This window comes from Nocardia sp. NPDC059240, from assembly GCF_042753865.1.
In the GTDB taxonomy this organism is placed as follows: domain Bacteria; phylum Actinomycetota; class Actinomycetes; order Mycobacteriales; family Mycobacteriaceae; genus Nocardia.
In genome coordinates this window covers 190,415-216,955 of record NZ_JBHZAC010000013.1, presented here as the reverse complement: position 1 = coordinate 216,955, position 26,541 = coordinate 190,415, and the positions used below count along the sequence as shown (strand labels likewise).

26 protein-coding genes are annotated in these 26,541 nt (G+C 67.9%); 11 read left to right on the top strand and 15 right to left on the bottom strand.

The window, feature by feature from the left end; all coding sequences use genetic code 11:
• Nucleotides 1-22: 22 nt before the first annotated feature.
• Nucleotides 23-2,359 (top strand): protein kinase, encoded by a 2,337-nt coding sequence (locus ACFXHA_RS37445; RefSeq protein ID WP_379364753.1) that lies wholly within the window; start codon nucleotides 23-25, stop codon nucleotides 2,357-2,359.
• Complete coding sequence (locus ACFXHA_RS37440; protein ID WP_379364751.1) at nucleotides 2,356-3,261, top strand: LysR family transcriptional regulator; 906 nt, start codon at nucleotides 2,356-2,358, stop codon at nucleotides 3,259-3,261. Before ACFXHA_RS37445 ends, ACFXHA_RS37440 begins: the two co-directional genes overlap by 4 nt.
• Nucleotides 3,262-3,267: 6 nt before the next feature.
• Here ACFXHA_RS37440 and ACFXHA_RS37435 read toward each other — a convergent pair whose 3' ends face one another.
• Nucleotides 3,268-3,945, bottom strand: coding sequence for a type 1 glutamine amidotransferase domain-containing protein (locus ACFXHA_RS37435; protein WP_379364749.1), 678 nt, complete (start codon nucleotides 3,943-3,945; stop codon nucleotides 3,268-3,270).
• 120 nt (nucleotides 3,946-4,065) lie between these two features.
• Entirely contained in the window at nucleotides 4,066-4,275 is a 210-nt protein-coding gene (locus ACFXHA_RS37430) for a hypothetical protein (RefSeq protein WP_379364747.1), read from the bottom strand.
• 334 nt (nucleotides 4,276-4,609) lie between these two features.
• Between ACFXHA_RS37430 and ACFXHA_RS37425 the strand changes: the two genes are divergently transcribed.
• Both ACFXHA_RS37425 and ACFXHA_RS37420 read left to right on the top strand, forming a co-directional pair.
• The gene (locus tag ACFXHA_RS37425; protein WP_379364745.1) at nucleotides 4,610-5,491 is read left to right on the top strand and encodes a helix-turn-helix domain-containing protein; all 882 of its coding nucleotides are present in this window, start codon (nucleotides 4,610-4,612) and stop codon (nucleotides 5,489-5,491) included.
• Nucleotides 5,488-5,685, top strand: coding sequence for a DUF397 domain-containing protein (locus ACFXHA_RS37420; protein ID WP_379364743.1), 198 nt, complete (start codon nucleotides 5,488-5,490; stop codon nucleotides 5,683-5,685). Before ACFXHA_RS37425 ends, ACFXHA_RS37420 begins: the two co-directional genes overlap by 4 nt.
• Nucleotides 5,686-5,687: 2 nt before the next feature.
• On the opposite strand, the gene ACFXHA_RS37415 is transcribed toward ACFXHA_RS37420, so the two are convergent.
• The 3 genes from ACFXHA_RS37415 to ACFXHA_RS37405 all read right to left on the bottom strand — a co-directional run bounded on the left by ACFXHA_RS37415 (nucleotide 5,688) and on the right by ACFXHA_RS37405 (nucleotide 6,837).
• Nucleotides 5,688-5,957: a hypothetical protein gene (locus ACFXHA_RS37415; RefSeq protein ID WP_379364741.1), complete on the bottom strand. Its 270-nt coding sequence runs from the start codon at nucleotides 5,955-5,957 to the stop codon at nucleotides 5,688-5,690.
• A 116-nt stretch (nucleotides 5,958-6,073) separates the two neighbouring features.
• On the bottom strand, nucleotides 6,074-6,292 hold the full coding sequence (locus ACFXHA_RS37410; RefSeq protein ID WP_379364739.1) for a hypothetical protein: 219 nt from the start codon (nucleotides 6,290-6,292) through the stop codon (nucleotides 6,074-6,076).
• 50 nt (nucleotides 6,293-6,342) lie between these two features.
• Complete coding sequence (locus ACFXHA_RS37405) at nucleotides 6,343-6,837, bottom strand: carboxymuconolactone decarboxylase family protein (RefSeq protein WP_379364737.1); 495 nt, start codon at nucleotides 6,835-6,837, stop codon at nucleotides 6,343-6,345.
• A gap of 109 nt (nucleotides 6,838-6,946) precedes the next feature.
• Between ACFXHA_RS37405 and ACFXHA_RS37400 the strand changes: the two genes are divergently transcribed.
• Complete coding sequence (locus ACFXHA_RS37400) at nucleotides 6,947-7,528, top strand: CGNR zinc finger domain-containing protein (RefSeq protein ID WP_379364736.1); 582 nt, start codon at nucleotides 6,947-6,949, stop codon at nucleotides 7,526-7,528.
• Between the two features lie 88 nt (nucleotides 7,529-7,616).
• On the opposite strand, the gene ACFXHA_RS37395 is transcribed toward ACFXHA_RS37400, so the two are convergent.
• The 6 genes from ACFXHA_RS37395 to ACFXHA_RS37370 form a co-directional block, all read right to left on the bottom strand.
• Nucleotides 7,617-8,648 carry an ATP-dependent 6-phosphofructokinase gene (locus ACFXHA_RS37395; RefSeq protein WP_379364734.1) on the bottom strand — a complete coding sequence of 344 codons (1,032 nt, stop codon included), beginning with the start codon at nucleotides 8,646-8,648 and terminating at the stop codon, nucleotides 7,617-7,619.
• Nucleotides 8,649-8,736: 88 nt separating this feature from the next.
• Entirely contained in the window at nucleotides 8,737-9,630 is an 894-nt protein-coding gene (locus tag ACFXHA_RS37390) for a hypothetical protein (protein WP_379364732.1), read from the bottom strand.
• A 134-nt stretch (nucleotides 9,631-9,764) separates the two neighbouring features.
• Entirely contained in the window at nucleotides 9,765-10,718 is a 954-nt protein-coding gene (locus ACFXHA_RS37385) for a hypothetical protein (protein ID WP_379364730.1), read from the bottom strand.
• Entirely contained in the window at nucleotides 10,708-12,534 is a 1,827-nt protein-coding gene (locus ACFXHA_RS37380) for a serine/threonine-protein kinase (protein ID WP_379364729.1), read from the bottom strand. The genes ACFXHA_RS37385 and ACFXHA_RS37380 overlap by 11 nt, the downstream gene beginning before the upstream one ends.
• A 58-nt stretch (nucleotides 12,535-12,592) precedes the next feature.
• Nucleotides 12,593-13,246, bottom strand: coding sequence for a response regulator (locus ACFXHA_RS37375; protein WP_379364837.1), 654 nt, complete (start codon nucleotides 13,244-13,246; stop codon nucleotides 12,593-12,595).
• Nucleotides 13,247-13,275: 29 nt separating this feature from the next.
• A complete protein-coding gene (locus ACFXHA_RS37370; RefSeq protein WP_379364727.1) occupies nucleotides 13,276-14,601 on the bottom strand; it encodes a sensor histidine kinase in 1,326 nt (441 codons plus the stop codon).
• Nucleotides 14,602-14,802: 201 nt separating this feature from the next.
• On the opposite strand from ACFXHA_RS37370, the gene ACFXHA_RS37365 reads away from it, so the two are divergent.
• From ACFXHA_RS37365 to ACFXHA_RS37345, 5 genes are all read left to right on the top strand, one after another.
• Nucleotides 14,803-15,150: a hypothetical protein gene (locus ACFXHA_RS37365; RefSeq protein ID WP_379364725.1), complete on the top strand. Its 348-nt coding sequence runs from the start codon at nucleotides 14,803-14,805 to the stop codon at nucleotides 15,148-15,150.
• A gap of 38 nt (nucleotides 15,151-15,188) precedes the next feature.
• On the top strand, nucleotides 15,189-15,983 hold the full coding sequence (locus tag ACFXHA_RS37360; RefSeq protein ID WP_379364723.1) for an ABC transporter ATP-binding protein: 795 nt from the start codon (nucleotides 15,189-15,191) through the stop codon (nucleotides 15,981-15,983).
• Nucleotides 15,980-18,481: an FtsX-like permease family protein gene (locus tag ACFXHA_RS37355; RefSeq protein WP_379364721.1), complete on the top strand. Its 2,502-nt coding sequence runs from the start codon at nucleotides 15,980-15,982 to the stop codon at nucleotides 18,479-18,481. The genes ACFXHA_RS37360 and ACFXHA_RS37355 overlap by 4 nt, the downstream gene beginning before the upstream one ends.
• 102 nt (nucleotides 18,482-18,583) lie before the next feature.
• Complete coding sequence (gene gatB / locus ACFXHA_RS37350) at nucleotides 18,584-20,098, top strand: Asp-tRNA(Asn)/Glu-tRNA(Gln) amidotransferase subunit GatB (RefSeq protein ID WP_379364719.1); 1,515 nt, start codon at nucleotides 18,584-18,586, stop codon at nucleotides 20,096-20,098.
• 48 nt (nucleotides 20,099-20,146) lie between these two features.
• A complete protein-coding gene (locus ACFXHA_RS37345; RefSeq protein ID WP_379364717.1) occupies nucleotides 20,147-20,962 on the top strand; it encodes a MerR family transcriptional regulator in 816 nt (271 codons plus the stop codon).
• 297 nt (nucleotides 20,963-21,259) lie between these two features.
• Here the strand turns inward: ACFXHA_RS37345 and ACFXHA_RS37340 are convergent, their stop codons facing one another.
• On the bottom strand, nucleotides 21,260-22,429 hold the full coding sequence (locus tag ACFXHA_RS37340; protein ID WP_379364715.1) for a PQQ-dependent sugar dehydrogenase: 1,170 nt from the start codon (nucleotides 22,427-22,429) through the stop codon (nucleotides 21,260-21,262).
• Nucleotides 22,430-22,608: 179 nt separating this feature from the next.
• Here ACFXHA_RS37340 and ACFXHA_RS37335 point away from each other — a divergent pair, with 179 nt between their 5' ends.
• Nucleotides 22,609-23,583, top strand: a complete 975-nt coding sequence (locus ACFXHA_RS37335) for a DoxX family protein (RefSeq protein ID WP_379364713.1) — start codon at nucleotides 22,609-22,611, stop codon at nucleotides 23,581-23,583.
• Between the two features lie 60 nt (nucleotides 23,584-23,643).
• Here ACFXHA_RS37335 and ACFXHA_RS37330 read toward each other — a convergent pair whose 3' ends face one another.
• The 3 genes from ACFXHA_RS37330 to ACFXHA_RS37320 form a co-directional block, all read right to left on the bottom strand.
• Nucleotides 23,644-23,943: a hypothetical protein gene (locus tag ACFXHA_RS37330; protein ID WP_379364711.1), complete on the bottom strand. Its 300-nt coding sequence runs from the start codon at nucleotides 23,941-23,943 to the stop codon at nucleotides 23,644-23,646.
• A gap of 27 nt (nucleotides 23,944-23,970) precedes the next feature.
• Nucleotides 23,971-25,812, bottom strand: coding sequence for a dihydroxy-acid dehydratase (gene ilvD / locus ACFXHA_RS37325; protein ID WP_379364709.1), 1,842 nt, complete (start codon nucleotides 25,810-25,812; stop codon nucleotides 23,971-23,973).
• 67 nt (nucleotides 25,813-25,879) lie between these two features.
• Nucleotides 25,880-26,362 carry a PH domain-containing protein gene (locus ACFXHA_RS37320; RefSeq protein WP_379364707.1) on the bottom strand — a complete coding sequence of 161 codons (483 nt, stop codon included), beginning with the start codon at nucleotides 26,360-26,362 and terminating at the stop codon, nucleotides 25,880-25,882.
• Between the last annotated feature and the right edge of the window lie 179 nt (nucleotides 26,363-26,541).

Here is a 26,541-nt window from a genome sequence, read left to right as displayed (position 1 = left end):
CACCGGAAGGGGGTCGTGAACAGTGCTGAACAGTGGTGACGTGTTCGCCGGGTTCACCATCGAACGGCTGCTCGGACAGGGTGGGATGGGCTCGGTCTATCTGGCCCGCCACCCCCGGCTGGGCAAGTTGACGGCGCTCAAGCTACTGAATCGGGAACTGTACGCGGACAGGGAGATCCGGGCGCGGTTCGAACGCGAGGCGGATCTGGTCGCGCGCCTGGACCACCCCAATATCGTCGAGGTGTACGACCGCGGCACCGAGAGCGACATGCTGTGGATCTCCATGCAGTATGTGGACGGGGTCGACGCGGCCGGTATCAATGTCGCGACCCTGCCACCGGAGCGTGCGGTGCAGGTGATCGAAGGTGTCGCCAGCGCACTGGATTACGCGCACGGCATGGGCGTGCTGCACCGGGACGTCAAGCCCGCCAACATCATTCTGGCCCGCGCCGTCGCCGGTCACGGTGAACGCGTGTTCCTCACCGACTTCGGCATCGCCCGCCTGCGCGAGGACTCCACCCATCTGACCCAGGCGGGCATGTTCACCGCCACCCTGGCCTACGCCTCCCCGGAACAGATGACGGGCGCGCCGCTGGACCCGACCACCGACCAGTACTCTCTGGCCTGCGCCCTCTACTGGCTGTTGATCGGCATGGGCCCCTACGACTCCCCGCACCCCGCCGAACTCATCCGCGGCCATCTCCAACTCCTTCCACCCCCGGTCAGTCTCCGCCGCCCCGGCCTCTCCCCGGCCATGGACGCCGTCCTCACCAAGGCCATGGCCAAACGCCCCGCCGACCGCTTCCCCACCTGCACCGCCTTCGCCAAGGCCGCCCGCACCGCCCTCTCCGGCCCACCCGCCCAACACCCCGTACACCAGCGCGCCGCCTACCCCAATCCGGCGGCCCCCCAACCCAACTACCCGGCCCCGCCCTACCCGGCCGCCTACCCGCCCCCACCGCAGGGCTACCCGGCGGCTCCTGCCCAGCAACCGGCCGGGCCTCCGCAACAACCCGCCGCGTACCCCGCTCCGCCGCAGCCCGCCGTCGTGCCCCCGCAGCAGGCGAATCCGGTACCAGCACCCAATTACCCTGTACCCCAACCGCAATCGAATGCGCCCGCCGCGCCCGGATACCCGGTGCCCCCGCAGCCCGCAGCCCCGCCCGCCCCGCATCCCGCGGGTGGCGTACCCGGCTATCCCGCCCCGGCCTGGGTTCCCCACTCCGCGGAACAGTCCACCGAACGCGTCAGTTCCGGACCGACCGTCCGCCCCAATCCCGCGGACGCCCCCTCACCCAACATGCCTGCGCCCCAGCAACAGTTGCCCGCAGCCCCCTCGCAGCCCGCCGCCTCGGCGCCAGGCTCCGTCCCGGGTACGTCTGCCCCGGCCGACGACGCATCGCTGCGGCCGACCGATGTGGTCGCGCAACCGGTGGTTCCCACCGACCCACAAGAGGATGTCGCCGGGCAGAGCACCGAGACCTTGTCACAGCCCGCCGCGGGTGTGACCGCTGACCCGGAAGCCGGAACGTCAGGAGCCGCGGCACCCGATGCCGCCCGTCGCACCGCCACGAGTTCGGCGGCAGGAGAGCCTGATTCGTCCCCGCGTAGGGATGGATTACCCGGGTCGCCCGGATTCGACGAGCTCGTGGCGGAGCCGTCGACCGCACTGACAACGCCGCCCGCGACGAATGCGCCCACCACCGCCGCACCTTCGGGCGATGCGGGCTCGGCATCGGATGTGGTCGTGCCGAATTCGGCGGGAGTTGCCGATACCGGGACGCGGGCCGGCGAGCCGGCGAACGCGGTGCAGACGACGGCCGCGGACGCCACCCGCACGGGCGAGTCAGCCGGAGCTGCCGGGGTGCAGGGCGCGGGTGACCGTGCGGCGGCCTCGGAGTCCGCTGAGGCGGAGGGATATTCGGGTGCGGCGACGCGGCATCCGGAGTCCGGGGCGTTCGTGCCGACGAGTGGCTCGGGATCGGTGGGTCCGATCGGCGAGGTGAACTCCGCCTCGATGGTGGCCGAAACGCCCTCGGTGGCCGAGACATCCGAGGCAGCCGGGGGCACAGCCGGCGAAGGGGCGACGGGTGTCGGTGCGCCGGGCGCTGAGCCGGAGTACGGGATGTACGGGGGCGCTGCACCGGCGGGGGCTGTCGCCCCGGGTGGCCCGGGGATGCCGGGTGGGCCCGGGTATGGCGCGCCGGGGCCGTTCGGGCCGAATTCGGTTCGGCCGGGGCTGGTTCCGAGGTCGCAGCGGGCGGAGGCGTCGCAGGTGACGGCGTTGTTGGTGCTGGGGCTGGCGGTGGTGGCGCTGGTGTTGTTGGTGGTGGTCGCGGTTCTGGTGGTCGCGGGTTGACCGTACAGCTCAACTGGCTGCGGACCTTCGTTGTTGTCTATCGGGTGGGGTCGTTCACGAAGGCGGCGCAGCAGCTGGGGATGTCGCAGCCGGCGGTCACCCATCACATCCGCAATCTCGAAAAGCAGGTGGGGCGGGCGTTGTTCGATCGGGTGCGCAACGGTGCGCAACCGACCGCGGCCGCCGATCGGCTGCTGCGGCAGATCCAGGGACCGATCGACGCGCTGAGCTCGGCGGTGGATCAGGCGTTCGGGGGCGGTGAGATTCCGAGCCGCCCGCTGTGTGTGGGCGGCCCGGTGGAGTTGATGACGGCCCGGGTGATTCCGGCGCTGAGCGATCTGGTCCCCGAAGGATTCCAGTTCCGGTTCGTCTTCGGCCTCGCCGACGACCTGCTGCGGCAATTGCGGGACGGTGAGCTGGATCTGGTGTTGTCCACCATCCGGCCGCGGGACCGCGCTATCGAGGCGACACCGCTCGGCGATGAGGAGTTCGTGCTCGTCGCCTCGCCGGAGTTGGCGGAGCGGATCGGCCCCTCGGTGCTCGAGACCGACGGTCCGGCGGCACTGGCCGAATTCCCGATGGTCAGTTATGCCGAGTCGTTTCCGATCATCCGGCGCTATTGGCGGACGGTATTCGAGACCGAGCCGGTGAAAGTGCCGGCAATCGTCGTTCCGGATCTTCGCGGTGTGCTCGCCGCAGTGAAATCCTCCGCCGGAATTTCGGTGCTGCCGACCTATTTGTGCACCGAGGAGATCGCACGCGGCGAGATCGTGGCATTGCTGAATCCCGAAGTACCGCCGATCAATACCTTTTATCTCGCGGTGCGGCGCGAAGCACAGCTGCCCGCCGACCTCCGCCTGCTGCACGGGCATCTGCTGTCGAAGGGCCGGCTGTGGTCCTGACAACGCTCAGGCGTCGGCCAGTTCCTCGAGCGCGAGCTCGGCCACCCGCTTGGCCGAGGCCGGATTCTGCCCGGTGACCAGACGGCGATCGGCCACCGCGTGCTCGGCGAAATTCGGCGCCCCGGTGTGCCGGCCGCCGCGCTCGACCAGCTTGTCCTGCAGCAGGAAAGGCACCACCTCGGTGAGTCCCACCGCGGCCTCCTCGTCATTGGTGAACGACGAAACCTGCTTGTCCGCAACCAGATAGGAGCCGTCCCGCAGGCGGATGTTCACCAGCCCGGCCGGTCCGTGGCAGACAGCGGCGACCACACCGCCGTTGTCGTAGACGGCGGCGGCCAGTTCGGCGAGCTCCTTCGCGTCGGGGAAGTCCCACATGGTGCCGTGGCCGCCCGCGAAGTAGAGGACGTCGTAGTCCGTGGCGGTCAGTTGGGCCGGGGTCGGCGTGGTGGCCAGCGCCTGCCGGGTCGCGGGATCGGCCAGGAATGCCGTCACGATCTCGTCGTCGGCGTTCACGCCGTCCTGCGGGGCCGCGCCACCGGCGACGGAGACATACGAGATTTCATAGCCCGCAGCGCTGAAAACCGCCGCCGGATGGGCGACTTCGGGGACGTAGAAACCCGTCGTGCGGCCGGTGTTACCCAGTTCTCGGTGGCTGGTCAGGGCGAAAAGAACCTTCTTGGTCATGACATTCTCCTCGATCGAATTGCGCTGGGCAGCACCGAAACTAGGTGAGCGCACGATCGGCGATCAAATAACCGATCGCATCTCGGCCATAGGAGAATGAATAGCCGGATCCGCCGCGGTTCACATCCGGGTGTCGAAGGACGGGCTGTGGGTGGCTCGAGGGCCCAAGACCATTTGTCCTCTGTCGACCAGGATTTGGCGCGCCCGCCGACGGACCAGACAGTTGTTCACGGTGCAGAACTTGTGAATCTGCATGGCCTGATGGGCCTGGTGGAGAGCCAGGTCGCCGGGGTCCATCGTGCAGTCGAACAGATACATCATGGCGGTCACCGGTGCAGCGCAGGGGGCTGAACAAGTCGCGGTCCGGCGCTGGTGCTCGGCATGCGGCGCACATGCGCCGGGCCTCCAGACAGAGTAACGGGATTCGGGTTCCGCCACGCCGGTATCGGTGGTGGGGGTGCGCCCGGCTCGGGGACGAGTGGGTCCAGAGATATCAGGGCTCCGGTTCTCACCGGGCGCGACTCCAGTCCAGCACCGTTTGGGCGAACCGACAATCGAAGCCTCGGTGCGGTGGGAAACTTTGCGAAAGCTCCAGGTCAGCATTCATATCGCGTGGGAGCATCATTCGCAGTGACCGAAAACCGCCTTCGTGGGGGAGGATTCGATGTCCGAGCATGGTTCGACATTGCCGAGGCGTCAGCTGGGGCGATACCTGCGCGAAGGCCGGATGCAGGTCAATCTGACGATCGCCGAGGCCGCGGCGCTGATGGAGTGGAGCGAGTCCAAGCTGCAACGACTCGAAACCGGTAACGCGGAGAAGATCCGGGTCCTCGATGTCCGGGAGTTGTGCCGCATCTACGACTTCGACGACGAGTTCAGTTCGGCGCTCACCGGTCTCGCGCAACAGGCCAGCGTCAAGTCCTGGTGGCACGAATACGACGATCTGATCCCCGAAGGTTTCAATGTGTATGTGGGCCTGGAGGCTTCGGCCCGCGCCCTCATCTCCTACCAGCCGGAGATCATCCCCGGTCTGCTGCAGACCGCGGAGTACGCACGCGTGCTGATCAATGATTACTGGCCGGATGCTGCACTCGACCAACTCGACCGTCGAGTGCAGTTGAAGACCCGTCGTCAAAGCCTCTTGACGCGCAAGCGAAGTCCCGCCACTTTCGACGTCGTGGTGCATGAAACCGCATTACGTCGCGTTGTCGGCGGCCCGCGCGTGATGGCCGCGCAACTGCGGCGCGTGGCGGACATGTCGACACTGCCGTCGATCGCTGTTCGTGTACTACCCTTCTCGGCGGGCGTGCCGATCGGCCACACCGTCGGCCCGTTCGTGATCCTGGAATTCGGCCGCGACGCTGGAAACCGACCGGTCGAACCCACGATCGTCTATCTGGAGAACTTCCTCGGCGACCTCTACCTGGAGAAGCAGGCCGCGGTGGACCGGTATCGCGAGGCATACCAAGCGATTCAGCGCGCCGCGCTGGACGAGACGACCAGCAGAGACCTCCTGCGGAGGGCAGCGAAGGAGTACGCGACGTGACCGTCGAACCCGGCGTCCGGTGGTTCAAGAGCATTCGCAGCACCGGCGCCAAGGAATGCGTGGAGATCGCCTTCCTATCCAGCGGTGTCGGAGTCCGCGACAGCAAGAACCCCACCGGCCCGGCGCTGATCTTCCCGCCCGCCGACTGGGACCGCTTCACCACCGCCCTCGCGGCCGGTCACTTCGACAACTGAAATCAGGCGGTGCGGGCCGCGCCGAAGGTGATCGCGGTGGCGTTGGAGATGGCGTACGCGCTGACCGCGAAGGGGACCCAGGTCGGGTGACGCAGGATCAGCAGGGTGACCGTGGCGGCGGCGAGCGTCACCGCGCGCAGGACGGTCCAGTTGCGCAGCAGACTGCGCAGCACCCGCAGGCGGCCGGTGCTCTCGACTGCGACGCGATCGGTTTCGATCCGGTCGATCAATTCGATCTCGGAAACCGGGACGGTCGCGCTCGGAGCGGTCACAGGGCCTTCACTTTCTCACGGATGCACTCGTGACCTCACAGTAGAATCTACTGCGCCGTGAGTGCAATTCCGTTGGGAACATATACGGTCCGTCGATCGCCCCGAGCGTGTGATCATCAGGCCGAACGGGCGGCACGGGCCGAGTTCACGGTCAGTGCGGCGGCGTTCCAGATCGCGTACAGGCTCACCGAGTACGGGATCCAGGTCGGGTGGTGCAGGGTCAGCAGGACGATGGTGGCCAGGGCCAGCGCCAGGGCGCGGATGACGATGCCGTTGTGCAGCAGGGCGTTCAGGACCTGCGCGGGCTGGGGGCTGACGGTCCGGACGGCGTTCATGATTTTCGACCTTCTTCAAAAGTGTTGGTGACTGTCGATGGGTGGACGGATCAGGCGGCGGGCCAGTCGTTCTCGGTCTCGCCGACCTTGTTGACGTAGTTGGTCAGGGTCTGCAGGGCGACCAGGGCGACGATTTCGAGCACCTGCTCCTGCGTCCAGCCGGCGGCCAGCGCGCCGGCCGGATCGGCCTTGCCGCGGCTCTCGGTCAGTTCCCGGGCGAAGGCCACGGCCGCTGCTTCTTTCGGGTCCTCGGAGGTGCCCGTCTTGGCGGCCTCCACCTCGGCGTCACTGAGCTTGGCGACCCGCTTGCCGGTGAAGGTGTGCGCGGCGACGCAGTAGCCGCAGTCATTGGCCGCGCCGACGGTCAGCGCGATGCGTTCCGAGGTCGGGGCGGGCAGTGTGCCCTTCTTCAGCGCGCCGGACAGTCCGAGGTAACCCTCCAGTACCGCGGACGAATTCGCCATCACCTTGGTCATGTTCGGCACCCGGCCCATGCGCTTGCGGACCTCGTCCAGCAGGGGTGCGTTCTCGACGGGAGTGATCATCTCGGGCCTCATCCTTCTAACGGCTAACCGGTCGATCTAACGGAAGATCTTGTATCCACACGTTAGAACATAATGGACCTGGAAATCAATACCCGTTAGAATCGGGGGCATGGTCGATCCCTTGGCACTCCGTTTGGCAAACACCATCCGCGCCACCAGCTCTGGCCTGACCGATGCCTTCGCGACCCCCGAGTCCACGCGGGAGTGGTTGCAGACCAACGCCGCCCACCTCGGCACCCGCATGGATCTCGACGACTACCTACCCAGCGAGGCCGACCGCGCCGCCCTGGTCGAACTGCGCCAGAACGTCCGCGCGGTCTTCGCGGAATACGTGTCGCCCCAGCCGCCCAGCTCCGCGGACGCGGCCGTACTACCGCCGTTCCCCGAAGCCCTGACCGCCCTCAACAACGCCACCGCCCCCACCCAGCGCCTGCTCGGCTGGGGCCGCAGCGGCCCCCGCACCCTCGAAAGGGTGCTCACCGCCGACGATCTCGACACGGTCATGGCGGGCTTGGCCGACGCCACGGTCGAGTTCTTCACCGGCCCGGTGGCATCCCAGATCCGCACCTGCCCCGCCCCGCGCTGTGTCCGCTACTTCCTGAAGTCGCATCCGCGCCAGGAGTGGTGCTCGGTCGCCTGCGGCAATCGCGCCCGCGCGGCGCGGCACTACGCCCAGCACCGCGAGGACTGAGCGCGCGGCGGGCCTTCCCGCGCAACGAGAACGGCCCCCGCTCCGAGGAGCGAGGGCCGTGTAGTCGTGCAGAGCAGGCTGTTCCGGCTCAGCCGAAGAAGGCGGCGGCCTCCCGGTAGCGGTCCGGCGGGACCAGCTTGAGCTGCTTGGTCGCTTCCGAGAGCGGGACCAGTTCGATCTCGCTGCCTTTCAGCGACACCATTTGTCCGAATTGCCCGGCATGTACGGCTTCTGCCGCGTGCACGCCGAAACGCGTTGCCAGCACCCGGTCGAACGGAGTCGGGGTGCCGCCGCGCTGCACGTGGCCGAGCACGGTGACGCGGACTTCCTTGCCGATCCGGCGCTCGATCTCCGGCGCCAATTGCTGTGCCACACCGGTGAATCGGACATGCCCGAACTCGTCGATGCCGCCGTCGCGCAGGCTGAAGGAGCTCGGGTCCGGGTGCGCGCCCTCGGCTACCACACAGATGAAGTGCGAATCCCCGCGCTGGAAGCGCCGTTTCACCATGGCACAGACCTCGTCCACGTCGAACGGCACCTCGGGCACCAGGGTCAGGTGCGCACCGGAGGCGATGCCGGAGTTGATGGCGATCCAGCCGGCGTGCCGCCCCATCACCTCGACGAGCATGACGCGCTGATGCGATTCCGCGGTGGTGTGCAGCCGGTCGATGGCCTCGGTGGCGATGGCGACCGCGGTGTCGTGGCCGAAGGTGGTGTCGGTGCAGTCGATGTCGTTGTCGATGGTCTTGGGCACGCCCACCACGGGCACGCCCTCGTCGGCCAGCCAGGAGGCGGCCGTCAGCGTGCCCTCGCCGCCGATCGGGATGAGCGCGTCGATGCCGTTGTCGTCGAGGGTCTGCTTGATGCGGGGCAGCCCGGCGCGCAGCACATCCGGATTGGTGCGGGCGGTGCCGAGGATGGTGCCGCCCTTGGTGAGCAGGCGGTCGGTGCGGTCATTGTTGAGGATCTGGATCTTGCGATCCTCGAGTAGCCCTCGCCACCCGTCCTGGAAGCCGACGATCGCATCCCCCCAGCGGCCGTTCGCGGTACGAACGACAGCACGGATCACGGCATTCAGACCTGGGCAGTCTCCGCCTCCGGTCAAGACTCCGATGCGCATGATGCCCATCTTGCCCTGAACGCCGCGCTCGGTGGGCTCCACCCCCGTGAAGCGCCGGTTACAACTACTCGGCCGGATCGACTTTCCGCTAGCCGGCGGGGCAGCCCGCGCCCTGGAGCTCGTCGAGGTGTTTGCCGATCAGCGTGGCGATTTTGGTGAGGATGGCGGTGCCGTCGTCGAACGAGCCGGAATTGGGCTGGGTGGCAATGGCAATGGCGATCTGCCCGCCCGCGACGGGGAGCAGTCCCAGCTGCCTGACCAGGTAGTTGCCGCTGGGATCGGGTCCCCAGCCGCCCTTGAAGACCGCGCCGTCGAGGGTGCCCAGCCCCCAGCGCTGGCCCGAGCTGATCTTGCCCATCAGCGAGGTCACCACGTCGGATTGCGGCAGGCACGGCAGTTTCGCGGTGAATTTCAGCTGATTGGCCAGCGACCAGTCGGCCTGACCGAAGGCGGAATAGTCGGGCCGGGTCCGGGCGGCGGGCACGGTGGTCTCACCGTCACCACCCTCACGCAGCACGTCCTGCACGGCCTGGGCCGCCGCCTCCGGACTGCCGAGGGACTGCCAGAGGGTGTCGGCCGCGGTGTTGTCGGAGTACTCGATGGCATTGACGGCGGCCACCTGATTGCCCGGATTCTTGCGCAGCGCGGCCAGCGTCAACGGGACCTTCATGGTCGACCAGCCGGGCCCCGAGGTCCAATCCCCGAGCGCCACCACCTTGTCGCCGCCGACCGGCAGCACCGCCAAGCCCACCTTGCCCGGCAGTGTCTGCTGCAGCGTATTGGTGAAATCCCAGGCCAGCGTGCCGGGCAGGGCCATCACCGTGGCCGGGATGGTGTTGGTCGGCGCGGTCGCGGTAGATGTCTTGTCCGGCACCAGAACCGGCTTGCTCGTGCATCCGGCCACCAGTGTCAGCGCCGCGACCAGCGAGGTCAGTGCGACGTACCCGTGCGCGAACCGTCGTCCGCGCCAACGCGTTTTCACACCGAACCTCCATCTGCCCCGGGTGCCGGTGCGTTCCCTGTTCCTAGCGGACACACCTATGCCCGTCAATCGCAAGGATTGTTGTGTGCCGCGCTGACACCGGGCAAATACGCTGGCCAGGAGGGTTATTGGGGCTAGTGCGAGCAGAGTCCGCCGCGTAGGTCGGGCAGATGGTCGCCGACCAGCAGGGCCAGTTTGTCCATCATGTCGGTGGCGTCGTCGAAGCTTCCGGAGGTGGGTTCGGCGGCCAGCGCGACCGCCACCGGTCCGTTCAGCGTGGGGATCAGGCCGAATTGGCGGACGGTGTATTTGCCGGTGTCGTCGTCGGGACCCCAGCCGCCCTTGAATTCGGCGCCGATCAACCGGCCCAGACCCCAGCTCTGGCTGGGGGTGATCTCGCTCATCAGCGAGACAACGGAATTGGCGCGCGGCAGGCACGGCAGCTTGGAGGCGAAGTGCACCTGGTCGGCCAGCGACCAGTCGGTCGCGCCGAAGGCGAGCAGATCATCGGATTCCAGGGCGGCCAGTTTGGTGTGGCGGGCGGCGACATCGGTGCTGGTGTCCCCGGCCTCGCGCAGCACCGCCTCGACCGCGTCGGCGGCCTGGCTGCCATTGCCCAGCGAGGTCCAGAGTTGCTGTGCCGCATCGTTGTCGGAGAAGGTGATGGCGGCCTCGGCGGTGGAGCGCATACCGGTCGGGTCGTGCCGCAGCGCGGCCAGCGCCAGCGGGACCTTGATGGTGGACCAGGCGATGCCGGTGGTCCAGTCGCCGAGCTGGGTCACGTCGCCGCCGCCGACGGGCATGACGGCCACGCCGACCCGGCCGTCGAGCGCGGTGCGTAGATCGGCGAAATCGGCTGCGAAGGCGACGGATTTCGGCAGCCCGAACAGTTCCGGCAAATCGGGCGCGGCCATATTCGGGGACGGCAGTTCGGAGCTGTCGCCGACCGGCTTGATCTCATCGGCATGCGCCGAAGCGTGATGTGCCGCACCGAGATTCATGCTGCAGCCGGACATGGCCAGGACGGCCGCCAAGGCCAGCCCGCGCACAAACCCCTTGCGACAGGCCGGAATCGGATCAGTAGACATACACCACCGCGTTATCGCCACCGCTGCAGGTCACCAATTTGCCTGCAGCAGTGCAGTTCATCGTGTAAGAACGGCCCGTCACCGGGCTTACTGCATTCACACTAACCGCCGCGCCGGGCCGACCAGAAGTCGCGTCGGCATAGGCTTGGCGAACCACTTCCGCGAAAGGACATGACGTCCCGGTGTTTCCGACCGCGGAGGTGGTGTATCCGCCGAGCGCCCCGTACGCCGGTGGACAGGGTGTCGCTCCCGCCGGCAACTGCACCGTGGTGGGAGTCGTGGTGGTCACCGTCGGGCCCGCGGATTGCGAGCGCGGCGCGGTGGTCCCCGGAACACCCTGTGCTGCCGTCGATATGGGTGCTTCGTTGCCGGAGCCGTCGAGGACTTGCCAGCCCACCGCACCGGCGATGGCGGCCACCGCGATCACCAGCACGCCGATGATCACCGGCAGTGCCACCGACTTGCCCCGGCGGCGCTTGCGCGGCTCGAACGTCGGGCCCGAGACGATGGCGTGCTCCGCGGTCGGGTAGAGCGCGGGATCCGGTGCCGGAGCGTAGGGAAAGTCCTGCTGGTTCGCCCGCGCGTGCCCCCAGGCCGCATGCTCCTGCGCCTCGGGCGGCAGCGGGGTGAAGTGGAAGTCGCTGACCCGCACCCGGGTCGGATCCGAGGGCAGGATCACCGGCAGATCACCGGTGGGGGAGGGCTCCTCGACCGCCGGGAACGAACCGGTGATGAAGGCCGGGATGGAGCCGGTGGCGGTGGTCAGCCGGGGCGCGGCGGGCGGACCCGGCGGCGGTGTCACGGGTGAATTGGGTGGCAGCAGTGTCGGTTCCGAGTTCCGACCGGTCGGAACTCCCTGATTCGGCATGCCCTGATTCGGCAGCACCGTGGTCGGCGGCCCGAAGGACGGCGGACCCAGGGGCGGACCCGGCGGCACGGTCCGGCCACCCGGACGCGGCGGCTGCGGCGGTGGCGCGGTCCGGCCGCCGACCAGTGCCATCCGTGCGGCCCGGGCGAATTCGCCCGCGGTGAAGAACCGGGCGTTCGGATCCTTCGCCAGCGCCTTCGCCACCACGCCGTCCAGGGCGGGCGGAATCCCGGCGCGCAGCATGCTCGCCGGCGGTGGCGGCTCCGACAGGTGCGCGCGCACCAGCGCGCTCATATTGTGCGAGGGGAAAGGCTGCTCACCGGTGAGGCATTCGTGCAGCACACAGCCCAGCGAGTAGATGTCCGCGCGGCCGGAGACCGGCCCGGCGTCGAACCGCTCGGGGGCCATGTAGGCGTAGGAGCCGACCGCCGTACCGGCCATGGTGATGGTGGCGTCACCCTCGGCGCGCGCGATGCCGAAGTCCGCGAGATAGGCGAAATCCGCCTCGGTGACAAGAATGTTCGCCGGTTTGACGTCCCGGTGCACCAGCCCCGAGTAGTGCGCCGCGTCCAGCGCCGCCGCCACCTGCTCGATGATCCCGACCACGCGCAACGGCGGCATCGGCCCGAAGGTGTCCAGCAGCGAACGCAGATCGCGCCCGCGCACCAGCCGCATATCGATGTAGAGCTGACCGCCGATCTCACCCCAGTCGTGGATCGGGATGATATGCGGTTCCGCCAGCCGCGCGGCCGCCTGCGATTCCCGGCGGAACCGTTCCTGGTAGGCGGGATCCTCGGCGAGCTCGATCGGCAGCAGCTTGAGGGCTACCACCCGATCCTTGGAGGTGTCGTAGGCCTCGTAGACCTCACCCATGCCGCCTCTGCCCAGCAGCGACTGCAATTCGTACGGCCCGAACCTGCTTCCGGCCCGCGATGGCGGTGCATCCACCCCGTCAAACCTCCAACTCATTGGGAGGGAAGCAGACGAGAACCCGCGACCCACCCCTCTAGAGGGTGGATTCTCCCGGTGCCACTACGCCGTGGTCAAACGCAAAGACAATGGCCGCCGCACGGTCGCGTAACCCAAGCTTCCCGAAGATATGTCCCACGTGGCTCTTCACCGTTACCTCCGAGATACCGAGTGTGCCCGCGATCTCGGCGTTGAGGCGGCCTCTGCCGATCAGTTCGAGCACCTCGAGCTCGCGAACGGTCAGCTCGGCCAGGCGATTGCCGCCCGGCGCGGGAGCGGGACGCGCCGAACGGTAGGTCGTCAGGACACGCGGGGTGACGGTCGGATCCAGCCACGAACCGCCGCCGGCCACCGTGCGTACCGCGCGGATCAGATCCTCGGCGGGGGAGTCCTTGAGAAGGAATCCGGCCGCGCCCGCCCGGATCGCGCCCGAGAGCAGCTGATCGTCGTCGAAGGTGGTCAACACGAGTACCGGGGGCGCGTCGGCACGGGTGCGCAGGGTGCGGGTGGCCTCGATGCCGCCGATGCGTTTCATGCGCAGATCCATCAGCACCACATCGGGGCGGTGGGTGTCCACCGCCGCGGGTACTTCGTCGCCGTCCGCGGCCTCGCTGATCAGGAATCCGTCGCGGCGGCGCAGGATTCGGCGCAGACCGCCGCGCACCAGCTCCTGATCGTCGACGACGAGCACGCCGATCAACTCCTCGTCCGAACGGTCGGTCACACACCCTCCTGCAGGGGCTTGTGGGTCATCGTCGTGAGCACGGAACGCAGACCCTGCTCGGCTGCCGCCAGGCACGGGAACTGGCCGGTGGTCGGAATTCGGGCGTGGACCTGCCAGGTGTCGTCCTCGAGGCCCGCGGTGAGGGTGCCGCCCAGCACCGCGAGGCGCTGGCGCATCCCCGAGATACCCATACCGTTGCCAGGCCGCGCCAGCGCCCCGGGCGGCATCGTGTTAGTCACCGCCAGATCGATGTGCCTGGCGTGCAGCATGATTCGCAGTTGTGCCTGCGCGCCGGGTGCGTGCTTGGCGATATTGGACAGCGATTCCTGGCAGATCCGGTACGCCGCCAGCCCCAGCCCGGCCGAGACCTCCCTGGGATCGCCGGTGGAGCGGAAATCGATCGTCATGCCCGCGCGCACGAAATCCGAGACCAGATCCTCGATGTCGTCGAGGCCGGGCTCGGGGCGCAGCGACGCCGGATGCCCGTCGAGCAGGCCGACCGTGCGGCGGATATCGGCCATGGCCTGGCGGCCCAGCCGCTCGGCATCGCCGAGCGCGTCGACGGCCTCGTCCACATCGCGATCGGTCTGCAAGGCGTGCCGCGCGGCCGTCACGTGCAGCAGCGTGACGCTCAGCGAGTGCGCGATGACGTCGTGCACCTCGCGCGCGATGCGCCGCCGCTCCTCACCGGCCGCCTGCAGCGCGCGAATGTGCTGATAGTCGCGCTCCTGATAGAGATACCGCCGCTGATAGTTGAGCAGCTGACCGGTGAACCAGCCGAACAGGATGCCGAGCGAGAACCAGGTGAATCCGTCGATGCGCCCGGACCATTTGAAGAAGACCAACTCGGCGAACATGGCCAGGGCGACCGCCGTCCCGACCGGGGTCCGCACGATCGCCGCGATCTCCCCGGTGATGACGATCAGGACCAAGGGCGCGGTATCCAGCGGCACCGGCTGCGTCAGGAACAGGCCCACCGCCGCCATGGCCAGTACGGCCAGCAGCACCGGCCGGGGCGGGAAGTTGAGCAGCACGCACGGCGGCCCGGTGATGGCGATGAGAACCAGTCCCCCCAGCGCCAGGCCGCTCGGGGCGTAGCCCGCCGCGATGCGCTGGGCGAAGGCGATCGAGCCGATCGCGATCATCATCAGATCCACCAGGACCACCATCGACACCGGATAGTCGAAACCGGTGTTCTCCACCCAGTTCCGGTATTCGCCGATCGGGTTGCGCACGAAGCGCCGACACCGGCCACCGGTCTCGCGCAGATACTCCTGCAACGCCTGCCCGATCACCGCGGGGGTGGCGTCGGTCACGTTCATGATGCAAGGCTATCCGTCGAATCAGGTGGCGTACATCGTCCGGCGGCAGGGGTGCTTCTCCTACCGGAGTAGGAGGTCAAGTCGCGTCCGCGGCACGACGACACGGGTATGGCGGCGACCGTAGCTTGGGGACAACGGAATCGCGCCCGCCACGAGACGCGGCGCACCACGCAGTATCTGACCGAAGAAGAGGTTGGGGCCATGTCCTGGGCTGACTTTCACGCTCGCACCGACATCGTGCACACCGTGCTCGATCGGGTCGCACGCGGCAAACATCCCCTGAATCCCGCCGATCCCACATTGTTCGAGGGCCTGCCGGAGCTCGAGCGCCTGTTCGGTGGTCCCGCCGGCCTGCTGCTCACGCTGCGGCACCGTTGGGACAACCATTTCAACGTCAAGTTGGATCACGCACTGGCGCAAGGCAAGTCGGTGCAGCAGGTGCGCGCCGAGCTGGCCGCCGAGCAGCCGGCGCTGCGCGCGATCCTCGACGCGTACGACACCGATGGCCTGTATTTCCGCCGTCCACATGCGCGAGCGCTGGCCAGCTGATATATACCGGCTGGTAACAAGCTAAAGGGGAACAGAGAATGCTGGAATTGACCGACGTCACCAAGGAATACCGGGTGGGCGAGCAGACCGTGCACGCCCTGGATCGGGTCAGCCTGCGCATCGATGCGGGGGAGTTCACCGCCATCGTCGGGCCGTCCGGTTCGGGCAAGAGCACGCTGCTGCATCTGCTCGGCGCGCTGGACTCGCCCGATTCGGGATCGATTCGATTCCAGGACAAGGAGATCGGCGACCTCGACGACGACCGGCAGTCCGAATTCCGGCGGCACCGGGTCGGTTTCATCTTCCAGTTCTTCAACCTGCTGCCCACGCTGAGCGCGTGGGAGAACGTCGCCATCCCGAAGCTGTTGGACGGCACCGGATTGCGCAAGGCCAAGCCGCGCGCGCTGGAACTGCTGGACCTGGTCGGGCTCAGTGAGCGCGCCGAGCACCGTCCGGCCGAGCTGTCCGGCGGTCAGATGCAGCGGGTCGCGGTGGCGCGGGCGCTGATCATGGATCCGCCGCTGATCCTGGCCGACGAGCCCACCGGCAACCTGGATTCCAAGACCGGGGCCTCGATTCTGCAGCTGCTCGCCGACATCACCAAGGAGGGCAACTCCGTGGTCATGGTGACCCACGACATGGGTGCGGTGCGCTACTGCGACCGCGTGATCAACCTGCGCGACGGGCGAATCGGGTCCATCGACCGGGTCGAGCGCGCCGACGACGGGGAGGTGCGCACCGTGCCGGAGGAGCTCTCCGCCTCCATCGAGACCGACGACGACACCGACACCGCGACCGACACCGCCGACGACGCCGGGGCGGTGCGCGCGTGATCCGGGCGGCCTGGGATCGGCTACGGCTGTTCAATATCGGCGAACTCCTCGCCCATCGCGGGCGCACCCTCATGTCCATGGTGGTGATGGGAGTCTCAGCGGGACTGCTGGTTTCGGTGTTCAGCATCTCCGGCTCCATCACCGGCTCGGTGGACAAGCTCGCCAAGAGCCTCGGCGGCAATGCGGCGCTGGAGGTCAGCGGCGTCACCGACGCGGGCTTCGATCAGACTCTGCTGCAACAGATCCGTGCCGTGAACGGGGTCGGCACGGCGGTACCCATGCTGCGGCAGGCCATCGGCGCGGACGAGAATCGCGCGTTGCTGATCGGCGCGGACGCATCGGTGGCGCAGCTGGGCAGTGATCTCGGCGGCACCCTGAAGGGTCAGGCGAGCAAGCTGCTCACGGTGTCCAACGGGGTGCTGGTCGGATCGGCCATGGGGCACAAGGAAGGTGACAAGTTCCAGCTGGGCACCGTCACCGCGACCGTCGCGGGGGTCATCGACGACGGGGCCGCCGCCAAGATCAACGGCGGGCACATCGTGATCGCGCTGCTGCCGGTGGCGCAGAAGATCACCGACCGGGTCGGGCGCCTGGACTCGATCCAGATCGTCGCCGCACCGAATGCCGATGTGGGGCAACTACGTTCGGACATCACGAAGGTGGTGGACGGTCACGCCGTGGTCGCCGACCCGGACCTGCGCACCGCGCAGGCGGGCGGGGCGGTCACGCTGGTGCGGTATTCGACGCTCGCCTCCTCGGCATCGGCGCTCATCGTCTCCTCGTTCCTCATCTACAACGCGATGAGTATGGCCGTGGCGCAACGCCGTCCGACGCTGTCGCTGCTGCGCGCCATGGGCGGCAAGCGCACACCGATGGTGCGGGACCTGATCACCGAGGCCGCGCTGCTCGGGCTGTGGGGCGGCATCATCGGGTCCATCATCGGAATCTTCATGGGCCGCGCCGCGATCAACCAGCTGCCCGCCGCGATCATGAACTCCGTGGAGTCGCGCACCGAATACGAGGTGCCCGGCTACGCGGTGCCGGTAGCGGTCCTGGCGTGTGTGCTGGCCAGCGTCGCGGCCGCCGCCATCGCCGCGCGGCAGGTGTACAAGGTCGCACCCATCGAGGCGCTGGCCCCGGTCGGCGTCGGCACGGCCGACAAGGTGCGGCCGCTGCTGCGCTGGGGCGTAGCACTTCTCGGGCTGATCCTGGTGGTGGGTGCGATCGTGGTCGCCCGCGCCGACCTCGGCAAGCTGTCCATCACGGCCGTCTCGCTGTCCATCGCGGGCGCGGTGTTCCTGTGCTTCGCGGCCACCGAGCCCATCGTGCGCGCCGTCGCCGGGGTGGCCCGCCTGTTCGGTGCGCCCGGCGCATTGGGCGCGACCACCATCGAACGCGCCCCGCGCCGGGTCTGGGCCACCGTCATGACCGTCATGATCGGGGTGACCGCCATCGTGGCCATCGGCAATGCCAGCCGCAATATGGTCTCCGCCGCCACCGACAGCTTCGAGGGCCTCGCTCGCACCGATATCTTCGTGAGCCCGACCGACATGGCACAGTTCCCGACCGGTCCGCTGCTGCCCGCGGATCTGAAGGACAAACTGCGCGCCATTCCCGGCGTGGCCGGAGTCGGTTCGGCGCAAATGGCTTTCGCCACTCTGGGCCGCGGCCGAGTGATGCTGCAGGCCTACGAGAGCGGCGTCGCCGTTGCGCGCACCCAGGCACTCGACGGTGTGAGCCCCACGGAACTGGCGCAGATGGCCGCCGGTACCGGCATCGTCATCTCCCGCGACGTGGCCCGCACGCTCGGCGTGCACGAGGGCTCGCCGCTGACCCTGCCGACTCCGAGCGGTGAGCATCAGGTCACGGTCCTGAAGGTGGTGCCGTACTTCTCGGCCATCGCGGGCGTGGTCCTGATGGACCTGGACATCATGCGGCAGTGGTATCAGCGTCCCGGTGAGACGATCCTCGGCCTCGATTTCGCGCCCGGCGCGGATCATGCCGCGGTGATGGCCGCCGTCCGTGCCGCCGTGCCCGCCGACATTCACGTCGATACCGGACGGCAAGCGGTGACCGCGATTTCGTCGAGTGTCCAGCAGGGCACCGCGATCAGCGCCGCCATCCTCTGGATCGTGGTCCTGGTCTCGGCCGTCGCCCTGCTCAACACCCTGATGCTGTCGGTGCTCGACCGCCGTCGCGAACTTGGGGTACTGCGGGCCATGGGCACGAGTCGCAAGTTCCTGCTGCGCACGGTGCTCACCGAGGCGGCGGGCATCGGGGTGACCGGTGCGCTGCTGGGTCTGGCGGTCGGCTCGGCGGTGCACTATCTGTCCACCTTCGCCCTCGGCCACGCCATCGCCATGGACATCCCGTATCACGCCAGTCCGCTGCTGGTGGCGTACGCGGTTATCGCGCTCGTGCTGTCCCTTCTGGGCGCGATCCCGCCCGCCTTGCGCGCGGCGCGGTTGCCCATCGTGGAGGCCATCGCCATCGACTGATTGTTCTTGTCCGGCTGCCCAGTTGTTCTTGTCCGGCTGCACAGCTCGCCCGGTCCGACCACCTCGACGGTGGTCGGACCGGTCACTAATAGGATGGTGCGCATGAGCGCAGCGACCGTGGACTTGATGGACTACTCCGATGTCATCGACCGGTACGAACCGGTGCTGGGCATGGAGGTACACGTCGAGCTGGGTACCGCGACCAAGATGTTCTGCGGCTGCCCGACCGAATTCGGTGCCGAGCCCAACACCCAGGTGTGCCCCGTGTGCCTGGGCCTGCCGGGTTCGTTGCCGGTGGTGAACGAGAAGGCCGTCGAGTCCGCGATCCGCATCGGGCTCGCGTTGAACTGCTCCATCACCCCGTGGGGGCGGTTCGCGCGCAAGAACTACTTCTACCCGGACCAGCCCAAGAACTACCAGATCAGCCAGTACGACGAGCCGATCGCCACCAACGGCTACCTCGATGTGGTGCTCGATGACGGCGAGATCTTCCGCGTCGAGATCGAGCGCGCCCACATGGAGGAGGACACCGGCAAGTCGCTGCACGTCGGTGGCGCGACCGGTCGCATCCACGGCGCCTCGCACTCGCTGCTCGACTACAACCGCGCGGGCGTGCCGCTCATCGAGATCGTCACCAAGACCATCGAGGGTGCCGGTGAGCGCGCCCCCGAGGTGGCGCGTGCGTACGTGACCGCGCTGCGCGAGGTGCTCAAGTCCCTCGATGTCTCCGACGTGAAGATGGAGCAGGGCTCGATGCGCTGTGACGTCAACGTCTCCCTGATGCCCAAGGGCGCCAAGGAACTCGGCACCCGCACCGAGACCAAGAACGTGAACTCGCTCAAGAGCGTCGAGGTCGCGGTGCGCTTCGAGATGCGGCGGCAGGCCGTGGTGCTGTCCGAGGGCGGCGAGATCCTGATGGAGACCCGCCACTTCCACGAGACCGACGGCACCACCTCCTCCGGCCGTATCAAGGAGTCCGCCGAGGACTACCGCTACTTCCCCGAGCCCGACCTCGAGCCCGTCGCCCCCGACGCCGCCTGGGTCGAGGAACTGCGCGGCACCATTCCCGAGTACCCGTGGCTGCGCCGCGCCCGCATCCAGTCCGACTGGAACCTCTCCGACGAGGTTTTCCGCGACCTGGTCAACGCCGGCGCCCTGGACCTGATCATCGCGACCGTCGACGCCGGCGCCTCGGTGGACGCCGCCCGCTCCTGGTGGGTCGCCTACCTCACCGAAAAGGCCAAGGAGAACGAGGTTTCGCTCGAAGACCTCGCCATCACCCCGAAGCAGGTCGCGGAGGTCGCGGGCCTGGTCGAGGCCAAGACCATCAACAACAAGGTAGCCAAGCAGGTCGTCGACTACGTCCTCGCCGGCGAAGGCGAACCCGCCGCCATCGTCGAAGCCAAGGGCCTCGGCATGGTCTCCGACGACTCCGCCCTCCAGTCCGAAGTCGAAAAGGCCCTCGCCGCCAACCCCGACATCGCCGAAAAGATCCGCTCCGGCAAGATCCAGGCCGCCGGCAAGGTAGTCGGCGACGTCATGAAGGCCACCCGCGGCCAAGCCGACGCCGCCCGAGTCCGCGAACTCGTCCTCGCCGCCTGCGGCGTGGAGGGCTAGTTCACGGCTTGACCCTCACACCGTGTGAGGCTCGAACCTGGAGGGGTCATGTTCAGTATTGGAGACTTCGCCAGGTTCGGGTCGGTGTCGGTGCGGATGCTGCGCCACTACGACGAGATCGGGTTGTTGCCGCCGTGCAAGGTGGATGAGTGGACGGGGTATCGGTTCTATCAAGCCGATCAGCTCGCCAGGCTCAACCGGATCGTCGCGTTGAAGGATCTCGGGTTCACCTTGCAACAGGTGGCCGAGATGCTCGATGGGCAACTGTCCGCGGAACGCCTGCAGGGCATGTTGCAGTTGCGGCGTGCGCAATTGGCCAATCAGGTGGCCGCGGATACCGCACGACTCGCATCCGTCGACGCGAGGCTCCTGCGTATCGAAAGGGAGGGCGTCATGCCCGAGCAGGAAATCATTGTGAAGCCGTTGTCGGCGACTCTCGTGGCCGAATTGACCGATGTCGCGGCCGAATCCGGCGAGGCTGCCGTCGGGCCGATCATCGAGCAGCTGTATGCCCGGATGGCCAAGGCGATTCCGGAGTCGGGGCTCACCATCAGCGGCCCGCCCATCGTGTATTACGAAGAGCTGCAAGAGGGTCTGCGGGTGCACGTCGCGCACCAGGTGACCGGTACCGCCGCCCCGGGCAGCCCGTTCGATCTGCTGCTGTTGCCGGAGGTGCCGCGCGCGGCGACGCTGGCGCATCGCGGGAAGCTGACGGAATTGTGTGTGACCTTCGAGGCCATGGGGCGCTGGGCCGACGAAAACGCTTACAAGCCCAACGCTCCCATTCGCGAGGTCTACCTCGAGGCGCCCGGCGATCCCGCGTCCGACGAGTGGGTCGTCGAACTGCAGATGCCGGTCGAGTGATCTACGCGCTGCCCCAGGAGTGCAGCAGGTAGGTGATGTTCGCGGAGATCGAAGTGATCACATCCGCCAAATTCAAAGCCGCTGAACCCAAATCGACGCTGCCCATCTGATTCCTCCAGTGTTGCCAATTGATTGCCAATCCACGGTAAGGGCGCGGTTCGATCGATGTAAACACCGGGATTTCACTCGGTTCGGTACCTGCACTGGCCAGTGTCGACACTGAATGAACGCAGATGAACAGCACTGCGGCGCACAGCATTCGCTGTGCGCCGCAGTGTTTGCCGGAGAGTTGTCGGGCTAGTCCGGTCCGTTGCCCTGACCCGCGGTCGGCGGCGGAATCCGCACCACCCGATCGTCGTACTGGTTGGGATTGCCGTCCGGCTTGTTGACCGTCCCCACCCAGATATTGCCGTCGCCGCCGAAGGCCGCGCCATCGAGCCGGCCGTACTTGTCCTGTGCCAGCACCGACGGCGCGGCGGTCACCGCGTGCGAGTTCTTGTCGGCCGTGGCAATCGCCAGACCCCGCTGATTGGTGAGCGAGATGGCCACGCCGTCGGCCGCCGCGGCACAGCCCGCGACACCCGGATGATCGGGCCAGGTCCACGCCTTCACCGCGACACCGTCCGGACCGACCCGCTGCAGCCGATCCTCGGTGGCCGTGCGGTCGGTGAACCAGACGGAATCCTTACCGTCCGAGCACACTCCGCCCGCCACACCGATCCCGGACACCATGACATTCGCGGCCGCGCCGGGCGCGGGGGAGTCGATGCTGAGCAGCTTGCCCGCCATCGAGGAGGTGTCGCCCGCCAGCGCCGGATTGCCCGCGTCGCCGGTCAGGATCAGCATGCGATCGTGTAGGAAGTCGATGGAGCCGCGATTGCCGTTGAGGCCCTTCGGAATTCCGGTCAGGATCGGCTTGGGCGCGCCGCCCCCGTCGGTCGAGATGCGCACCACCCGATTGTCGCTGGCGGTCGTGATGTAGGCGTAGAGCAGGCCGTCCTCGCCGAAGGTGGGCGAGAGCGCCAGCCCGGTGACGCCGCCGTCGCCGGCCGGATCGATATCCAGCTTGGCGATCTCGATGGGCGCGGGCGGTTCGCCCTCGTCGGTGGCGACCACCTTGAGGATCCGCCCGGTGGTGCGCTCGGCCACCAGCGCGCTACCGCCGTCGGGCAGCGCGACCAGTCCGCCGGTGGTGTCCAGGCACGACACCACCACCGCGACATCGGGATCCACGCAGGGCAGGTCCGGCCGTTTCGCATTGGTGGGCGGCACTTTCGGCGTGGTGGTGTTGGGCTCGGCATCCTGCCACGTCGGCTCGGTGGTGAACGGGCTCGAGGCGCGATCGTCGAAGCGAGCGCAGCCCGAGAGCAGCACGGCACCGAGGGTCACGCCCAGCACGACCCTGCTTGCGCCGAGGCTGACTCTGCGTGCGCCCACCCCAACCCGGCCAGCAGCAACCAAACTCATGCCTGGAACGTTACGGAAAACCCGCCGCCCATGCTCGGACGGGGTGTCGCATTCTTTCGATCGAGATGTCGCCGGGCCGTGCACGCGATGTCGTTCTGCCACACGTGTCACGAATCGGACGCCGGACACGCCCGTGTTCTGCTGTGTGTCGCAGCCTTCCGGCTAATAGTCTGGCCCGCGTGACAGACAAGCCGACCGAGCCGTCCGCCGCGCCGGGCGACACCACGCCCGCAGCGCCGCGACCGGCCGGTGAACCGGTCCGCAGCCCCTTCGATTCGCCGACCGAAACGTTCGCCACCGTGTCCGGCGTCCAGACCACCACCGCCTCCGGCGTCCAGACCACGGAGAAACTGCCGCGCACCGACGTGCAGACCACCACCGTGTCCGGTGCCCAGACCACCACCGTGTCCGGTGCGCAGACCACCGAGAAGTTGCCGCGCACCGACGAAGAGCTCGGCCTCGATCCGGAGGTCCCGCTCTACTCGAAGGTGCGCAACGCGATTCCGGGCGCGGCCAACTCGACCACCACGGAGCCGTCCCCGACCTACTCCTTCGCCAGCATCCCGCCCGCACCGTCCGCGCCCGCCGACGGCAACGGCCGCCCCCGCCGCCGCGACGACCGGCGCGGCACCCTGGACCTGGGATTGTTGTTGCTGCGCTTGGTCATCGGCGGCACCTTCATCTACCACGGCCTGCAGAAGGCGACCGGCTGGTTCCACGGGCCGGGCCTCGACGGCATCAAGACCGCCATGGAGAGCGGCGGCTGGAAGCATGTCGACATCGCCGCCCCGATGCTCATCGCCGGTGAACTCGGCGGCGGCGTGCTGGTCGCCATCGGCCTGGCCTCCCCGCTGGCCGCGGGCGCGCTGCTCGCGGTGATCCTGGACGCGTGGATGTGGAAGCAGGGCATGGTGCCCGGATTCCAGTACTCCGCCAAGGGCAATTCGGTCGAACTGGAATCCATCCTGGTCGGCCTGACCACCGTGCTGATCCTCACCGGACCCGGTCGCCTGTCGCTGGACCGCAACCGCGGCTGGTCGACGAGACCGTTCATGGGCTCGCTGGCGGCCTTCGTGGCTGCGGTGGCCGTGGCCATCCTGACGTACATCTATCTGCACGGCGGCAACCCACTGGCCGGTATCGGCCCGTTCTGACGCCTGGAAAGCACAGCGGCCGGGATGATCTCGGATCATCCCGGCCGCTGCTTTTCGGTCTCAGTACTGGCGAGTCGTCCAGGACTCCCATTCCTGGAACGTCTCCCGATGCAGTCTCAGCACCCGGCTCGACTTCATATCGATCTGCTGGCTGAGCATCGCCTTGTGCGCGGTGCTCTGCGCGATCTCGTCCGGAGTCATCATGAACTCCGTGGATTCCAGGTGCCGCACCTCGGCCGCCAACTCCTCGGCCTCGGCGAGCAACGCCTTCGCTTCGGCGTTGCGGGCATCCGACCGCGCGAGCATGGCCGTGTACTCGGCAAGCATCGTGTCCGCCTTGCCGATGTATTCGATTGTCATTCCCTGTCTTTCTGGGTCTTTCGGGACTTACGGCACGCGCCGGACGGCACCCATGTCGGCGGAGGTGGCGAGCGCGGCGTAGGCACGCAGCGCGGTCGTCACCGGACGCTCCCGGTTCACGGGCTGCCAGGGCCGTTCGGACGCTTCCATTTTCACGCGGCGCTCCGCAAGAACCTCTTCGGGGACCAGCAATTCGAGCGCGCGGGTGTGCACGTCGATGCGGATGCGGTCACCGTTCTCGATCAGGCCGATGGACCCGCCGGCCGCCGCCTCCGGGGACATGTGGCCGATGGACAGGCCCGAGGTGCCGCCGGAGAAGCGCCCGTCGGTGATCAGCGCGCAGACCTTGCCCAGGCCGACGCCCTTCAGGAACGAGGTGGGGTGCAGCATCTCCTGCATGCCCGGACCGCCCTTGGGACCCTCGTAGCGGACCACGATCACGTCGCCGGGCTGGATCTCCTTGTTCAGGATCTTGGAGACCGCCTCCTCCTGCGACTCGACCACCACGGCCGGGCCCTCGAAGGTGAACAGTTCCTCGTCGATACCGGCGGTCTTGAGGATCGCGCCGTCCGGAGCGATATTGCCGCGCAGCACGCACAGCCCGCCCTCGACGGTGTAGGCGTGCGCCTTGTCGCGGATGCAGCCGCCCTCGGCGTCGGTGTCCAGCGAGGACCAGCGGTTGTCGGTGGAGAACGGCACGGTGGTGCGGACACCGCCGGGCGCGGCGTGGAACAGCTCGACGGCTTCCTCGGAAGCCTTGCCGGAGCGGATGTCCCAGGTGTCGAGCCACTCGTCGAAGGACGCGGTGTGCACGGTGGTGACGTCGGTCTTCAACAGCCCGGCACGGCGCAGCTCGCCGAGGATGGCCGGAATGCCACCGGCGCGGTGCACGTCCTCCATGTGGTAATCGGAGTTGGGCGACACCTTCGACAGGCACGGCACCTGACGCGAGATCTGGTCGATGCTCTGCAGATCGAACTCGATCTCACCCTCCTGCGCGGCGGCGAGGGTGTGCAGCACCGTGTTGGTGGAGCCGCCCATGGCGACATCCAGGGCCATCGCGTTGTGGAAAGCCTTGGCATTGGCCACATTTCGCGGCAGCACCGACGCGTCGTCGTCGCGGTACCAGCGGGTGGCGATGTCCACGATCACCCGTCCGGCCTTCTCGAACAGGGCACGGCGAGCCGAATGCGTGGCCAGCGTCGAGCCGTTGCCCGGCAGCGAGAGGCCCAGCGCCTCGGTGAGGCAGTTCATCGAGTTGGCGGTGAACATGCCCGAGCAGGAGCCGCAGGTCGGGCACGCGGAGCGCTCGACCTCGGACAGGCCGTCATCGCTCACGTTCGGCGAGGCGCTCGCGGAGATGGCGGTGATCAGGTCGGTCGGGGCCTGGGCGACGCCGCCCACGACCACGGCCTTACCGGCCTCCATCGGGCCGCCCGAGACGAAGACGGCCGGAATGTTCAGGCGCATAGCGGCATTCAGCATGCCGGGCGTGATCTTGTCGCAGTTGGAGATGCAGACCAGCGCGTCCGCGGTGTGCGCGTTGGCCATGTACTCCACGGAGTCGGCGATGATCTCGCGCGAGGGCAGCGAGTACAGCATGCCGCCGTGTCCCATGGCGATGCCGTCGTCGACCGCGATGGTGTGGAACTCACGGGGCACGCCACCGGCCGCCCGCACCGCCTCGGCCACGATCTCGCCGACGTCCTTGAGATGCACGTGGCCGGGTACGAACTGGGTGTAGGAGTTCGCGATGGCGACGATCGGCTTCCCGAAGTCGTTGTCGGTGAGACCGGTCGCGCGCCAGAGGGCGCGAGCGCCCGCGGCATTGCGGCCGACGGTGGTGGTGCGTGAGCGAAGCGGTGGCATGGGTGAAGTCCTCGGTTCGTGTCGCGGTGGGCTGTGGCGACTGAGCCGTTTCCGGCGGAGCTCAACGTTACTCCGGCGTGGAGGCGCCCTCGTCGTCGTCCTCTTCTTCGGTCTCCGCGGGCTCGATTTCCTCGGGCTCCGCGAAGGGGTCCGGGATGCGGCCGTGGGAGGCGTCGACGAGCGTCGCGAGCTGTCCGTAGCCCACTGCGGGCAATGTCACATCGGAGTCGTCGGCCAGATGCACCTGCAGGTAGCCGCGCTTGGGAATGCGCAGGCCCTTGATGTCGGACCAGTCGACGTGCCGCGACCCGAACAGGGTGCGGGTGTCGATCCCATTGTCCGAGACGGTGGTCCGGGTGCGCTCCACCCAGATCGCCACCACGACCGGGATCACGAACAGGATCCACAGCACCTGCGGCCAGCCGAAGAAGGGGAAGGCCACGCAGAACAGCAGGAGGAACACGCCCATGTGAGCGAGCCGGGGGATGCGGATCACCTGACCCGCGTCCGATTCGGACTCGGGCGTGTGGGACGATCGAGCAGGTGGCACGGACTGATGCTGTGAGGACACACCCACATCCTTGCATCACGGTGAACGGACCCGATCAACCGCACTGTCTCACATAATGAGACCCAATAGGTCAGCTGTTTGACTCATCGACCAACGCGCAATTACCGTCGAGCGCGTGAATCGAACCGAGCTTCTCGTAATCGGCCGGCGCGTCCAGC